This window comes from Xanthomonas sp. NCPPB 4467 (assembly GCF_041475665.2).
GTDB lineage: Bacteria > Pseudomonadota > Gammaproteobacteria > Xanthomonadales > Xanthomonadaceae > Xanthomonas > Xanthomonas dyei.
In genome coordinates, this window is record NZ_CM191260.1 from 2,339,085 (window position 1) to 2,355,085 (window position 16,001).

Annotated in this window: 7 protein-coding genes; all 7 read left to right on the top strand. The window is 65.3% G+C overall.

The window, feature by feature from the left end; all coding sequences use genetic code 11:
* Positions 1 to 211 precede the first annotated feature (211 nt).
* The 7 genes from ACCQ06_RS10340 to xylB all read left to right on the top strand — a co-directional run bounded on the left by ACCQ06_RS10340 (position 212) and on the right by xylB (position 15,996).
* Positions 212 to 2,932, top strand: a complete 2,721-nt coding sequence (locus ACCQ06_RS10340; RefSeq protein WP_316692262.1) for a TonB-dependent receptor — start codon at positions 212 to 214, stop codon at positions 2,930 to 2,932.
* A 111-nt stretch (positions 2,933 to 3,043) separates the two neighbouring features.
* Positions 3,044 to 5,302, top strand: a complete 2,259-nt coding sequence (locus tag ACCQ06_RS10345) for a WD40/YVTN/BNR-like repeat-containing protein (protein ID WP_316692265.1) — start codon at positions 3,044 to 3,046, stop codon at positions 5,300 to 5,302.
* A 106-nt stretch (positions 5,303 to 5,408) separates the two neighbouring features.
* Positions 5,409 to 7,325 (top strand): sialate O-acetylesterase, encoded by a 1,917-nt coding sequence (locus ACCQ06_RS10350; protein ID WP_316692266.1) that lies wholly within the window; start codon positions 5,409 to 5,411, stop codon positions 7,323 to 7,325.
* An 83-nt stretch (positions 7,326 to 7,408) separates the two neighbouring features.
* Positions 7,409 to 9,079, top strand: coding sequence for a GH35 family beta-galactosidase GalD (galD, locus tag ACCQ06_RS10355; protein ID WP_316692565.1), 1,671 nt, complete (start codon positions 7,409 to 7,411; stop codon positions 9,077 to 9,079).
* Positions 9,080 to 9,138: 59 nt separating this feature from the next.
* Positions 9,139 to 12,042 (top strand): TIM-barrel domain-containing protein, encoded by a 2,904-nt coding sequence (locus ACCQ06_RS10360; protein WP_316692267.1) that lies wholly within the window; start codon positions 9,139 to 9,141, stop codon positions 12,040 to 12,042.
* Positions 12,043 to 12,175: 133 nt separating this feature from the next.
* Positions 12,176 to 14,506: a glycoside hydrolase family 95 protein gene (locus ACCQ06_RS10365; protein ID WP_316692566.1), complete on the top strand. Its 2,331-nt coding sequence runs from the start codon at positions 12,176 to 12,178 to the stop codon at positions 14,504 to 14,506.
* Entirely contained in the window at positions 14,503 to 15,996 is a 1,494-nt protein-coding gene (xylB, locus tag ACCQ06_RS10370; RefSeq protein ID WP_316692269.1) for a xylulokinase, read from the top strand. The genes ACCQ06_RS10365 and xylB overlap by 4 nt, the downstream gene beginning before the upstream one ends.
* Positions 15,997 to 16,001: the final 5 nt, after the last annotated feature.

Genomic DNA, 16,001 nt, shown 5'->3' on the forward strand with positions numbered 1-16,001 from the left:
CGAATACCTTTCCAGGAATATTTCATTGGTGTGGCATGACGGCCGCGCCCTATGCTCCCGCCGCAGCCGCAGGTCTGCCCCCCAGGGCGACCGCGTCTCCGTGCCTCCGGTCTTGCCGGGTGCGGATGCGGGCCAGCAACAACGACGGGCAGGGCGTTCGCGCACCGACCCGCTAAAAATTAGCAGTACATGCGTCCTGGGAGGGAGCACCATGTCAGTGCAACATCGCCATATTCCGGCAGGCCGGGCTGTGGGCCAGCGTTCGATCCGTGATTTCCGCCGCTCGGTGATGGCCATCAGTGTGGCCACGCTGCTGAGCGCGCAGGCCTATGCGCAGGATGCGACCACCCCTGCCGCGCCCGCCTCGGACGCCACCACCCAGCAGCTGGACACCGTGCAGGTCACCGGCACGCGCAGCAGCGTCACCAAGGCGCAGCTGGTCAAGCAGAACGCCGAACAGATCGTCGATTCGATCGTCGCCGAAGACATCGGCAAGCTGCCCGACAACAACGTCGCCGAGGCGCTGCAGCGCATCTCCGGCATCCAGATCACCCGCAACTATGGCGAAGGCAGCTCGATCGCCATCCGTGGCCTGACCCAGGTGCGCACCGAACTCAATGGCCGTGACATCTTCACCGCCAACGACGGCCGCGGCCTGAGCTTCGAAGACGTGTCGGCCGAGTTGCTCGGCGGCGTCAACGTGTACAAGAACCCGTCTGCCGACATGATCGAAGGTGGCCTGGGCGGCACCGTCGACCTGCGCACGCGTCTGCCGTTCGATTACGACGGCCGCAAGATCGCCGGCAGCGTGCAGTACAACTATTACGACCTCGCCGACGACGGCAAGCCGGCGTTCTCTGGCCTGTTCAGCGATCGCTGGCAGACCGGCATCGGCGAGATCGGCATCCTGGTGAACTACTCGCAGCAAAAGAGCCCGTTCCGCCAGGACACCATTTCGATCGAGCCGTGGTACACCCAGACCGATCTGCCGGGCTATGAAGGCCAGCAGATCTCGGTGCCGCACGGCGCCGGCATCAACACCACCGTCGGCGAGCGCGAGCGCAAGACCGGCGCGTTTGCGATGCAGTGGCGCCCGAACGATGCGGTCGAGGTCTATACGCAGGTGCTGCGGTCGGATTACGACTTCAGCTGGCACGACTATTCGTTCTTCGCGTTGACCGGCGCCAACCCGATGCAGGGCCTGCCCGGCATCCAGGTCAACAGCCGCAACGAGTTCGTCAACGGCTCGTTCCAGAACGTGCCGACCGAATCCAACACCAGCCTGACCGAGCGGCATTCGGTGACCACCGATTACTCGTTGGGCGCCAAGTGGACGGTCAACGAAAAGCTGACCCTGAGCACCGACTTCCAGTATGTCGATGCCACCACCACCGGCACGCGCTACATCCTGTCCACCGGTCAGGCCACCAGCCCGCAGTTCAATGTCGATTTCCGCGGCGATCTGCCGCGCTTGTCGGTGACCGATTCCAGCGGTGCGGAAGGCTATCTGGCCGACGTCAACAACTACAGCGGTTGGCGCTATCACCTGGACAACAAGGACGACAACACCGGCACCGAGTTCGCCTGGCGCTCCGATATGGATCTGGCGTTCGACAGCGACTTCGTGCGCAGCTTCAAGGCCGGTGTGCGTTACACCGACCGCGATGCCGAGACCAAGGGCAATATCTATCGCTTCATGTGCATCAACAATTGCGCAGGCGCGCCGTTCTCGCAGTACCCCAGCGTGGGCGTGGTGACCAATCCGATCACCGATTTCTTCCGTGGTCAGAGTCACGCCTTCGGGCCGACCCTGACCGCATCGGATGCGGCAGTGGCGAACTATCAGCAGACCTTGGCCACCTTCGGTGCCAGCCCGCTGGAATTTGCGCCCAACAACATCAACACGCAGAACGAGAAGACCTACGCCGCCTACGGCGTGCTGCGCTTCGGCGTGGATGGCGACATCCCGTTCGACGGCAACATCGGTGTGCGCGTGGTGCGGACCGAAGTCGGCTCGCAGGGCGTGCGTACCGGCACCGACGCAGAAGGCGGCGGTCTGATTCCGGTCGACGCGCAGCAGACCTACACCGACGTGCTGCCGAGCTTGAACCTGCGTTGGATGCTGAGCGATCAGCTGCAGTGGCGTTTTGCCGCCTCGCGCGGCATTTCGCGCCCAACCTTCGACCGCCTCAATCCGAACCTGAGCCTGAGCACCGGCACCTCCAATGGCGCGTCGACCTTCACCGGCAACGCGGGTAACCCGAACCTGGAAGCGGTCAAGGCCGACCAGTTCGACACCGCGCTGGAGTGGTACTTCGGCCAGGGCTCGATGATGTACGGCACCCTGTTCTACAAGAAGGTGGAAGGCTTCATCGCCAACGCCGTCTTCAACGAGGTGTACGACGGCCAGGTGTGGCAGATCACCCGTCCGGTCAATGGTGACTCGGGCAAGATCCGCGGCGCGGAACTGGGCTACACGCAGTTCTTCGACTTCCTGCCGGGCTGGTTGAGCGGCTTCGGCCTGCAGACCAACTACACCTACGTCGACAGCGAGGCCCCGAGCCCGACTGCCACCGACACCAACGGCCAGTCGTTGACGGTGCCGCTGGAAGGCTTGTCCAAGAACAGCTACAACGCGATCCTCAGCTACGAAACCTCGCGCTTCCAGGGCCGTGTGGCCTACAACTGGCGCAGCGATTGGCTGGTGACCACCGCAGGCAACGGCACCGGCAATCTGCCGGTCTACAACAAGGGCTTCGGCCAGCTGGATGCCTCGCTGCGTTACAACATCAATGCTGTGTGGTCGATTTCGCTGGACGGCGTGAATCTGCTCGATACCCGTCGCGAAAGCTACCTGGGTAACGAGTCGCGCTACCGCGACTTTGTGATCAACGATCGTCGGTATGGCCTGACATTGCGGGCCAGCCTGTAGAACGCGCCGTAGGAAGTGCGTCTCCGGTCCGGCGAGCTGTGCAGGCAGCTCGTTGGACCGGTGTTTTTCCTATCGATGGCGCTGCCGTCGATCGCGAAGGGAGCCGGAGGAATGATCGCCATGATCGATCCGCCTACTAAGCGCCGCCTTTTCGCAGCACATGCGTGGCCGACTGCCGTTTGCCTGACGCTGGTGTTGCTCTTCATGACGTCTCACGTGTACGCGGCCGAGCCCGTCACGCAGGGGCCTTACCAGTGGCGCAGCGTGGCCATTGGCGGTGGCGGCTTTGTCACCGGTGTGCTGTTTCATCCCGCCGAACGCGATCTTGCCTATGCGCGCACCGATGTCGGTGGCGCGTATCGCTGGGATGCGCGTGCGCAACAGTGGGTGGCACTGACCGACTGGTTGGGCGCCGACGACTGGAATCTGATGGGTATCGATGCGTTCGCCATCGACCCTGCCAATCCCGAGACCATCTATCTGGCCGCCGGGACCTATATGCACGCGCGCGCCGGCAATGCGGCGGTGCTGCGCTCGTTCGATCGCGGCCGCAGCTTCGAGCGCGCCGATTTGCCGTTCAAACTGGGCGGCAATCAACTGGGCCGCGCCAACGGCGAACGGCTGGCGGTGGACCCGCACGATGGTCGTGTGCTGTTGCTGGGCGCACGCGATGCAGGCCTGTGGCGCAGCGACGATCGCGGCGCGCACTGGGCGCGGGTGGACGGATTTCCTGCCCAGGCACTGGCCGGTGCCACCGCGCGCAACCATGTCGGAGGCGAGCAGGCGGTGGGGATCGCCTTTGTCGTGTTCGACGCCGCCAGCGGCCGCGCTGGCAGTCCCACGCCACGGATCTACGTTGGCGTTTCCACCGCACACACCAGCCTGTATGTGTCCGACGACGCCGGTCGCACCTGGTCGGCGGTGGCCGGGCAGCCGCACGGCTTGCGCCCCAGCCATATGGACGGTGGCCGCGATGGGCAGTGGTATCTCAGCTATGGCGATCAGCCCGGCCCGGACTTGATGGCCGGTGGTGCGTTGTGGAAGTACAGCCCGGCGCAGGGGCGCTGGAGCGAGATCAGCCCGATTCCGCAGCCGGCCACTGGCGATGGTTTCGGCTGGGGTGCGGTGGCGGTGGACCCGCACGATCCGCAGGTGTTGCTGGCCAGCACCTTCCGCCGACGGACGCCGCGCGATGAGCTGTTTCGCAGCGTCGATGGCGGCAAGCACTGGACGCCGTTGTTGGCCGATGCGGTGTTCGATCACAGCGCCGCGCCGTGGACCGCACAGGCCACACCGCACTGGATGGGCGCATTGGCGATCGATCCGTTCGACAGCAACCACGCGCTGTTCGTCACCGGCTACGGCATCTGGGCCTCGCGCAATATGCGCGACTTCATCGGCAAGCGGCAGCCGTTGCAGTGGTGGTTTCAGGACCGTGGGCTGGAAGAGACCGTGCCGTTGGACTTGCTCAGCCCGATGGCCGGCGCGCCTCTGCTCAGCGCGCTGGGCGATATCGATGGATTCCGCCACGACGCTCTGGATACCGCGCAGCTGCAGTATGTCGGCCCGCGCCTGACCAATGGCGAGAGCATCGATGCTGCAGGGCAGGCGCCGCTGACGGTGGTGCGTAGCGGCACCGTGCGCGAGCGTCGTAACAACGAGATCCGCGCGCTGCTGTCGCGCGACGGTGGTGCGCACTGGAGCGCGTTTGCCAGCGAGCCGCCGGCCGGGCAGGGCGCGGGCACCATTGCCATCGCAGCCGATGCATCGCAGGTGGTCTCGACGCCCGACCACGGCGGCAACTGGCGTACTGCTGATTTCGGCAAGCAATGGCAGCGTGTGCAAGGGCTGCCCGACACGGCGGTGGTGGTGGCCGACCGCGTCGATGCGCAGCGCTGGTATGCCGCCGACACCGTCAGCGGACGTTTTTACGAAAGTACCGATGGCGCGGCCAGCTTCCGCGATACCGGGCACCAGGTCGGCAACCCTGCACGCGATGAGCGTGCGCGTCCGCAGCTGCGCCCCGACCCCTGGCGTGCCGGCGTGGTGTATCTGGCCAGCCCTTCGCTGGGCGTGATGCGTTGGCAGAACGGACGCTTGCAGACCCTTTCCAAGCCTGACGAAGCGCGCTCGCTGGGCATCGGCAAGCCACTGCGCGAGGGCGCACCGCCAGCGCTGTATCTTGCCGGGCGCGTGGCCGGCGTGGATGGCGTATTTCGCTCCGACGACGAAGGCGCGCAGTGGCTGCGCATCAACGACGACGCGCACCGTTTCGGCAAGCCTTACAGCGTCACCGGCGACCCGCGACGGCCTGGTCGCGTCTACTTCGCCACCGGTGGCCGTGGCATTTTTTACGGTGATCCACGATGAGCGCTGCGTGCCTGCGCGCGGCATCGCGCTGCCGTACCTTGACCCGCTGCATTCCCTATCGCCTCGTTGCGCGCCGACCGGCCGCGCCGCTCCTGGAGATCACCGCATGACCGCACCTCTCGTTCGCCGCGCCTGCCTGCTGGGCCTGGTGCTGGCCAGCCCGCTCGCGCTGGCCCAGCCGACCCTGCCGCTGTTGTTTGCCGATGGCGCGGTGTTGCAGCGCGACCAGCCCATGCCGGTGTGGGGGTGGGCATCGCCCAATGCCGCGATCACGGTCAGCTTCGATGGCAAGCGCGCCACCGCCAAGGCCGACGCGCAGGGCGCATGGAAGGTGAGCCTGCCCGCGCACAAGGCGGGCGGCCCGTACGTGTTGAGCGTGCAGGGCGATGGCGGGCAGCTGCAGGTCCGCGACGTGCTGGTCGGCGATGTATGGCTGGCCAGCGGGCAGTCGAATATGGAATTTACGTTGGCGCAGGCCAGCGATGGTCCGCAGGCGGTCGCCGCCGCCAACGACCCGCAGTTGCGTCACTTCAAGGTGCCCAAGTCGTGGTCGGTGCAGCCGGAAGCGCGCCTGACCGGCGGCGAGTGGAAGGCCGCCACGCCGGAAACCGCCGGCGAATTCACCGCGGTGGGGTATTTCTTCGCCAAGGAACTGCGCGCCAGCACCGGCGTGCCGATCGGTATCGTCAACAGCACCTGGGGCGGCAGTGCGATCGAGGCGTGGATGGACGCCGCGTCGCTGGGGTTGAATGCTGCGCAGAACCAGGGCGCGATCGAGGCGATCAAGCAACGCGACGCTGCCGCACAGGCCGCCACCGGCAAGCGTATCGCGCGCTGGCCCAAGGTCGACGGCGACATGCAGCAGTGGCGCAACGCCGAGTTCGACGACAGCGATTGGGACAGCATTCCCACCAGCCAGCAATGGGAGTCCAACGGTTACGACGGCATGGACGGTATCGCCTGGTACCGCACCACGGTGACCTTGAGCGCTGCCGAGGCCAAGGCCGGCATCACGCTGGGCGTGGGCCAGATCGACGATTCGGACATCACCTACGTCAACGGCCAGCAGGTAGGCAGCACCGAGAAGCAATGGAATCTGCCGCGCGTCTACAGCGTGCCGGCCGCAGCGTTGCATGCCGGCGTCAATCACATTGCCGTGCGGGTGGAAGACCTCAGCGGCGGTGGCGGCATGCACGGCCCGGACGAGCAGCGCTTCGTGCAGACCAGCGATGGCGCCAAGCGCGCGCTGAGCGGCTGGAAATTCCGCCCGGCGCAGGTGCGTGTGTCGTTGGTCGACAACAAGAACCAGCTGCCCACGCTGCTCTACAACCAGATGATTCACCCGCTGCAGCCGTTCCCGGTCAAAGGCGTGATCTGGTACCAGGGCGAAACCAACGCCACCGACAGCGGAGCAGTCAAATATCGCAAACAGTTCGCCGCGATGATCCAGCAATGGCGTGCCGAGCGCGGCGCCAAGGCGCTGCCGTTTTTGTGGGTGCAGCTGGCCAACTTCAAGGCCGGCGGCGACAAGGGCGAGCTGAGCCCGTGGGCGCTGTTGCGCGAGTCGCAGTCCAAGACGCTGGCGCTGCCGGCGACCGGGCAGGCGGTGATCATCGATATCGGCAACCCCACCGACATCCATCCCACCAACAAGCGCGATGTCGGCCATCGCTTGGCATTGGCGGCGCGGCACGTGGCCTATGGCGAAACCTTGGTGTACAGCGCGCCGGTGTTCAAGCGGGTAACGTTTGAAGGTGGCAAGGCGGTGCTGACATTCGACCTGCAGGGCAGTGCGCTGCAGGTCCGTGGCGGCGGTGCAGTGCAGGGCTTCCGTGTCGCTGGTGCCGACAAGCAGTTCCATCCGGCGACCGCGCAGATCGAGGGCGACCGCGTGATCGTGCGCAGCGATGCGGTGCCTGCACCGGTGGCCGTGCGCTATGGCTGGAGCGAGAACCCCGACGACGCCAACCTGATCAATCGCGACGCCCTTCCTGTTTCCCCCTTCCGCACCGATACCTGGTGACACGGAGTCTTATGTCCATGTATTCCCCCGTTGCACATGCCATCTCTTGCTCCAACGCGCGGCGTTGCCTGCGTCCGCTGCTGCTGTCCGCGCTGACGCTGGCCCTGGCTGCCTGTCAGTCCGGCGAGCAGGGCCAAGCAGATAAGCGCGCGGCTTCCGCGCCGGCTGCAAGCACCGCCGCGGCAACGCCGGCCAGCGCACAGACGCCGGTCGCACAGACACCGATGCCGCAGTTCGTCAGCAAGGACGGCAAGCATGCCTTGATGGTCGACGGCGCGCCGTTCCTGATCCTGGGCGCGCAGGTCAACAACTCCAGCAACTATCCCGGCGTGATGGACAAGGTGTGGCCGGCCATGCAGGTGCTGGGCCCCAACACCGTGCAGGTGCCGATCGCCTGGGAACAGGTCGAGCCGGAAGAAGGCAAGTTCGATTTCTCCTTCGTCGACACGCTGCTGAGCCAGGCGCGCGAGCACAAGGTGCGGCTGGTGCTGCTGTGGTTTGCGACCTGGAAAAACAATGGCCCGGCCTATGCGCCGTTGTGGGTCAAGGCCGACAACCAGCGCTTCCCGCGTGTGATCACTCGCGAGGGCAAGGCGATCGGATCGCTGTCGCCGCATGCGCAGACCACGCTGGATGCCGATCGCAAGGCCTTCGTCGCCTTCATGCAGCACCTGAAAAAGGTCGACCCGCAACACACCGTGATCATGATCCAGCCGGAAAACGAGCCGGGCACCTACGGCAGCGTGCGCGACTTTTCGCCGATGGCGCAAAAACTTTTCGACGGCCCGGTACCGGACCCACTGCTCAAGCGCTTGAACAAGCAGCCGGGCAGCTGGGCGCAGGTGTTCGGCGCCGATGCCGATGAAATCTTCCATGCGTGGTCGATCGGGCGTTACATCGATCAGGTCGCCGAAGCCGGCAAGGCCGAGTATCCGTTGCCGATGTACGTCAATGCCGCGCTGCGTGGCCCGTTCAATCCGGGACAGCCCGGCCAGTACGCCAGCGGTGGCCCCACCGACAACGTGCTCGATGTCTGGAAGGCGGCCGGCCCGCATATCGATCTGCTGGCGCCGGACATCTACATGCCCGAATACCGCATGTACACCACCGTGCTGGAGCGTTACGCGCGCCCGGACAACGCCTTGTTCGTGGCCGAAACCGGCAACCGCCCCGAATACGCGCGTTACCTGTATCCCACGCTGGGCCACAACGGTATCGGCTGGTCGGCGTTTGGCATGGACTACACGCGTTATTCCAACTATCCGCTGGGCGCCAAGCACGTCAACGAAGAAACGCTGGCGCCGTTCGCGCTCGGCTTCCAGGCCGTGCGCATGGGCATGCGCCCGTTCGCCAAGGCCGCCTCCGAAGGCAAGCTGCACGGCACCGCCGAAGAGCCCGGCCAGCCCGTGCAGGAGCTCAAGCTCAACGACCGCTGGAGCGCCACCATCACCTATGGCGTGCCGCAGTTCTGGTTCAAGGGCGAGCCGCCGGGTAACCCGGAACCGATCGGTGCGGCGTTGATCGCCGAGCTGGGCCCGGACGAATTTCTGGTCACCGGTTACCACGTGCGCGTGACCTTGCACCCGGCCAGCGACGCTACCGCGAACATGTTCTACGACCGCGTCGAGGAAGGCGTGTACGACGACATCCAGTGGAAGTTCCAGCGCAACTGGAATGGCGACCAGACCGATTACGGTGTCAATTTTTCCAGCGTGCCGCAGCTGCTCAGGATCAAGCTCGCCACCTACAAATAATCAGCAACCCATGCGCTGCCGCCCCCGCGGCAGCGTTTCGAAATTCAAAGGGAGTGACCATGCAAACCACCATCCGTTCCGCCGGCGCCGCGCCTGCAAACCGACGTACACCGCTTGCCCATTGCTTGGCGTTGTCGCTGGCCCTGCTGGCCAATGCCGCGCATGCGCAGGACGTGCGCAAGGCCGCCGATGGCGTCACCGTGGTGCCGAGCGCCAAGGGCGCCGCACCGGTGCGCCTGCAGGTGGTCGATGCCGGCATCATCCGCGTCAGTGCCGATCCGGACGGCGACTTCGCACGCAGCCCCAGCCTGATGCGCGTGCCGGTGCAGGGCGATAGCGCCTTCCAGCTGGCCGAGCAGGGCGACAGCGTGCAGCTGAAGACCGGCAAGGTCACCGCCACGGTGTCCACCGTCGATGGCCATGTCAGCTTTGCCGATGCCAATGGCAAGCCGGTGCTGTCCGAAGTGGCCGGCGGGCGCAGCTTTGCCCCGCTCAAGGTCGAAGGCAAGCAGTACCTGAGCGTGCGCCAGCGCTTCCAGTCGCCCGATGACGAAGCGTTGTACGGCTTCGGCCAGCACCAGCAGGGCTGGATGAATCAGAAGGGCCGCAACGTCGAATTGCAGCAGAACAACATCGACATGGCGGTGCCGTACCTGGTGTCCAGCCGCAACTACGGCCTGCTGTGGGACAACAACTCGATCAGCCGCCTGGGCGACCCGCGCGGCCTGCAGCCGCTGCCCAAGACGCTCAAGTTGTACGACGCCAAGGGCAAGGCCGGCGCACTGACCGCACGCTATGCCATCAACGGCAAGCAGGTGCTGGAGCGCCGCGAGAACGAGGTGAACTACCAGTACCTCAGCGACCTGACCAAGTTCCCGAAGAAGGCCATCACCAAGGACAAGGACAGCCGCATGCAGGTCACCTGGGAGGGCGAGATCGAAGCGCTCACCGGTGGCGAGCACACGTTCTCGCTGTATTCGAGCGAATACGCCAAGTTGTACGTCGACGGCAAGCTGGTGATCGATCGCTGGCGGCAGAACTGGAACCCGTGGAATCACGAGTTCAAGCTGGAGCTGGAGCCGGGCAAGCGCCACACCGTCAAGGTCGAATGGGATCTGATCGACCCCAGCTACATCGCGTTGCTGCATCGCGACCCGCTGCCGGCAGCGGAAGCCAAGGATCTGTCGCTGTGGTCCGAAGCCGGCCAGATGATCGACTACTACTTCGTCTCGGCCGATTCCTACGATCAGGCCGTTGCCGGCTACCGCGAACTCACCGGCAAGTCGGTGATGCTGCCCAAGTGGGCCTATGGTTTCTGGCAGAGCCGCGAGCGTTACAAGAGCCAGGATGAGCTGGTCGGCGTGCTGGCCGAGTACCGCAAGCGCAAGCTGTCGCTGGACAACATCGTGCTCGACTGGTCGTACTGGCCCGAGAACGCCTGGGGTTCGCATGATTTCGACCCGAAGCACTTCCCGGATCCGGATGGCATGGTCAAGGCCGTGCACGACATGCACGCGCAGATCATGATTTCGATCTGGCCCAAGTTCTATCCCACCACCGCCAACTACAAGGAACTGGATGCCGCCGGCTTCATGTACAAGCGCAACGTGGAAGTAGGCGAGCTGGACTGGATTGGCAAGGGCTACAAGAACTCGTTCTACGACCCGTACTCGGAGAAGGCGCAGGCCATCTACTGGCGCCAGGTCAACGAGAAGCTCAACAGCAAGGGCTTCGATGCCTGGTGGATGGACGCCGACGAGCCGGACGTACACTCCAACCTGGACATCGGCGAGCGCAAGGCACGCACCACGCCGAACGCGCTGGGCTCGTCCACCGAGTACTTCAATTCCTACCCGCTGCCGCACACCCATGGCGTGTACGAAGGCGACCGCGCGGCCGACGACAAGCGCGTGTTCATCCTCTCGCGCAAGGGCTATGCAGGTACCCAGCGCAATGCGGTGGCGGTATGGAGCGGCGACATCGTGTCGCGTTGGGACGACATGCACGACCAGATTTCCGCCGGCGTCAACATGGCGCTGTCGGGCCTGCCCAACTGGACTTTCGACATCGGCGGGTTTGCGGTGGAGAAGCGCTACGAGAACCAGGACCCGGCGCATCTGCCGGAATGGCGCGAGCTCAATACGCGCTGGTTCCAGTTCGGTGCGTTCGTGCCGATCTTCCGCTCGCACGGCCAGTTCCCGTATCGCGAAATCTGGAACATCGCCCCGGAAGGCACACCGTTCTACGACAGCATGGCGTACTACAACCGGCTGCGTTACGCGTTGCTGCCGTACATCTACAGCCTGGCCGGCGATACCTATCAGCGCGATGGCGTGATCATGCGCGGAATGATGATGGACTTCCCGGATGATGCGAAGGCGCGCGACATCAACGACCAGTACCTGTTCGGACCGGCGTTCCTGGTCGCACCGGTGACCCGCTTCGGCGCCACCTCGCGTCAGGTGTATCTGCCGGCCGGCACCAGCTGGCTCGACTTCGCCACCGGCAAGCGTTACGACGGCGGCCAGACCATCGAAGCGGCCGCGCCGATCGAACGCATGCCGCTGTTCGTGCGTGCCGGCTCCATCGTGCCGACCGGCCCGGTGCAGGAATATGTGGACCAAAAACCCGACGCGCCGCTCACCGTGGTGGTCTACACCGGCGCCGACGGCCAGTTCTCGCTGTACGAAGACGATGGCAAGGGCTATGGCTACGAAAAGGGCGAGTTCAGCCGCATTCCGCTGAGCTGGAACCAGGCCAAGGGCGAGCTGAGCATCGGCAAGCGCGAAGGCAGCTGGACCGGCATGCAGGCCAAACGCACCATCCATGTGCGCTTCGTCGATGGCCCGCGCGACGATGCCGGTGCGCTCGAACCCAAGACCGACACCAGCCTCCAGTACGACGGCAAGGCGGTCAGCGTGTTGCAGCGCAAGATTGCGTCCGGCAAAGCGCGTCGTCGATGATCGCAGGCTGTCTTCAGTCGATGAGCAAGCAGATGCCGGAACGCCGCAAGGCAGTCGCGGGTGGTTCCGGTGATGCAGCACGGCGGTGGCCGTGCTGACCCGTCGCGAACTGTGCAAGGCAACCGGGGCCGCGATGGCGGTCCTGGGCGCCGCACCGGTTGCCGCGCAGGCTGCAGCGTCTTCCAAACACGCCGCGTTGCCGCGAGTGGCGGCCGCTGACGCATTGCAGCTGTGGTACCGCGAACCGGCCAACGAATGGGTGGAGGCCTTGCCGGTCGGCAATGGCCGACTCGGTGCGATGGTGTGGGGCGGCATTGCCCACGAGCGCCTGCAACTCAACGAAGACACCCTCTACGCTGGCGGGCCCTACGATTCCACCAGCCCGGAGGGATTGGCCGCGTTGCCGCAGGTGCGTGCGCTGATCTTTGCCGGCCGCTATGCCGAGGCCGAACAACTGGCCGATGCCAAGCTGCTCTCGCGCCCGCTCAAGCAGATGCCGTATCAACCGCTGGGCGATCTGTTGCTGGATTTCGATCGTGTCGACGGCATCAGCGAATATCGCCGTCAGCTGGATCTGGACACCGCAGTGGCCACCACCAGCTTCCGCTCTGGCGGCGTGTTGCATCGGCGCGAGGTGTTCGTCTCTGCGCAGTCGCAATGCATCGTGGTGCGTCTGTCGTGCGAGCGGCCGCGCGCGATTTCCTTGCGCGTGGGCATCGATAGCCCGCAACACGGCGAGGTCACCGCAGAGCAGGGCGGTTTGCTGTTCACCGGCCGCAACGGCAGCTTTGCCGGCATCGACGGCAAGTTGCGGTTTGCGTTGCGCGTGTTGCCGCAGGTGAAAGGCGGCAAGCTGACCGCGTTGCGCGATCGCTTGCGTATCGAAGGCGCCGATGAAGTGGTCTTGCTGCTCACCGCAGCCACCAGTTACCAACGCTTCGACGCAGTAGATGGCGACCCGCTCGCAGGCACCGCAGCCAGCCTGCACAAGGCCCAAACCCTGGACTACGTCGTATTGCTGCGCGCGCATCTGGCCGATCACCAACGCCTGTTCCGGCGTGTGGCGATCGACCTGGGCACCAGCGACGCGGCAGCGCTACCTACCGACCAACGCGTGCAGCGGTTTGCCGGCGGCAACGACCCGGCACTGGCCGCGCTCTACCATCAGTACGGCCGCTATCTGCTGATCTGCAGCTCGCGGCCCGGCTCCCAGCCGGCCAACCTGCAGGGCATCTGGAACGACCTGATGCAGCCGCCGTGGGAAAGCAAGTACACCATCAACATCAACACCGAGATGAACTACTGGCCCAGCGAGGCCAATGCATTGCACGAGTGCGTGGAACCGCTGGAATCCATGCTGTTCGACCTGGCCACCACCGGCGCGCAGACCGCACGTACGCTCTACGACGCGCCCGGCTGGGTGGTGCACAACAACACCGATCTCTGGCGTCAGGCCGGGCCCATCGATGGTGCCAAGTGGAGCCTGTGGCCGATGGGCGGGGTGTGGTTGTTGCAGCAGCTGTGGGACCGCTGGGACTACGGGCGCGACCGTGCGTATCTGAGCAAGATCTACCCGTTGTTCAAGGGTGCGGCGGAGTTCTTCGTTGCCACCTTGATGCGCGACCCGCAAACGGGCGCGATGGTGACCAATCCATCGATGTCGCCGGAAAATCAGCATCCGTTCGGCGCTGCCGTGTGTGCCGGGCCGACCATGGATGCGCAGCTGTTGCGCGACCTGTTCGCGCAGTGCATCGCGATGAGCAAGGTGCTTGATGTCGATGCAGCGCTGGCGCAGCAGCTGGCCACGCTGCGCGAGCAACTGCCGCCCAACCGCATCGGCAAGGCGGGGCAGTTGCAGGAGTGGCAGCAGGATTGGGATATGGACGCGCCGGAGATCCACCACCGTCACGTCTCGCATCTCTACGCGCTGCATCCGTCGAGCCAGATCAATTTGCGCGATACCCCGGAGCTGGCCGCTGCCGCCAGGCGTTCGCTGGAAATCCGTGGCGACAACGCCACCGGCTGGGGGATCGGCTGGCGGCTGAATCTGTGGGCACGGCTGGCCGATGGCGAGCATGCGTATCGCATCCTGCAACTGCTGATTTCGCCCGAGCGCACCTACCCGAACCTGTTCGACGCACATCCGCCGTTCCAGATCGACGGCAACTTCGGCGGCACCGCCGGCATCACCGAAATGCTGTTGCAAAGCTGGGGCGGCAGTGTATTTCTGCTACCCGCCTTGCCCGCTGCCTGGTCGCGCGGCAGCCTGCGCGGCGTGCGCGTACGTGGCGGCGCCAGCATCGATCTGGAATGGGATGGCGGTCGCTTGCAGCAGGCACGCCTGCACAGCGATCGTGGCGGACGCTATCAACTGTCCTATGCAGGGCAGACCCTGGACCTGGAACTGGGCGCGGGCCGCACCCAGCAGGTGGGACTCAACAACAACCGATTGGTGAAGCAATGAGTTTGTACGTAGGACTGGACGTGGGCACGCAGAGCGTCAAGCTGGTGGCCTACGACGCACAGGAGCGCGCCGTGATTGCCACGATTGCCGCACCGATGGAGCTGATCAGCCGCGATGACGGCACCCGCGAGCAGCAGGCGCAGTGGTGGGTCGACGGCATCGTGCATTGCTTCGCGCAGCTCGATGGTGAACAGCGCGCGCGCGTGCGCGGCATCTCGGTGTCGGGCCAGCAGCACGGCTTCGTGCCGGTAGCCGCCGATGGCAGCGTCACCGCGCCGGTCAAGCTGTGGTGCGATACCAGCACGGCGCTGGAGTGCGACGAAATCATGGACGCGGTGGGCGGCGCGGCAGGCAGCGTGGCTGCCGCAGGCAACCCGATCCTGGCCGGCTACACGGCATCCAAACTGCCGTGGACGCGCAAGCATCGCCCCGAGGCGTACGCGGCGATGACCACGGTGATGCTGCCGCACGACTACATCAATTTCTGGCTCACCGGCGAGCGCTTTGCCGAAGTGGGCGATGCCTCCGGCACCGGCTGGCTGGATGTACGTACGCGCCAGTGGTCCGAGCGCATGCTCGGCGCCGTCGATGCGCAGCGCGACCTGCGCGCGGCGTTGCCGCCGCTGGTGGAAACCGGCGCGGTGTATGCCCTGTCCGATGCGGCCGCCGATGCATTGAAGTTGCCGGCCGGCGTGCGCGTCACCACCGGCGGTGGCGACAACATGATGGCCGCCATCGGCACCGGCAATGTGGTGCCGGGCCGCCTGACGATGAGCCTGGGCACCAGCGGCACCTTGTTCGCCTACGCCGATCATCCGGTGGTGGACGACGACGCACGCTGGGCCGCGTTCTGCTCGTCCAGCGGCGGCTGGTTGCCGCTGATCTGCACGATGAATTGCACCGTCGCCACCGAAGCGGTGATGCGCATGTTCTCCATCCCCCGCGAGCAGACCGAGGCGATGATTGCCGACACCGCACCCGGTGCCGACGGTCTGGTGTTGCTGCCGTTCTTCAATGGCGAGCGCACACCCAATTTGCCCGATGCACGCGGCTGTATGTTCGGTATGGATCTGCACAACACCACCGCTGCGCATTTCTATCGCGCCGCGATGGAAGGGGCGACCTACAGCCTGCGCAATGGCTTCGACGCCTTCGTTGCGGCCGGCCTGCAGTTCGATACCATCCTGCTCACCGGCGGCGGCAGCAAGAGCGCGCAGTGGCGGCAGATGGTGGCCGACGTATTCAATCTGCAGGTCGTGGTGCCGACCCAACCCGAAGGCGCCGCCTTCGGTGCTGCGCTGCAGGCGCTGTGGGCCTGCGACCGCGACGATGGTGGCGATGCCGCGTTGTCGGAGGTGGTGCTGGAGCACCTGCAGGTAGACGACGCACTCGCCGCACAGCCCGACCCGCAGCGCGTGGCCCAGTATCAGGAGCACTACCAAGCCTTCCTCAAGCACCTGCACGTCGTCAGCCCGCTCTACGCTGACTGATTCAC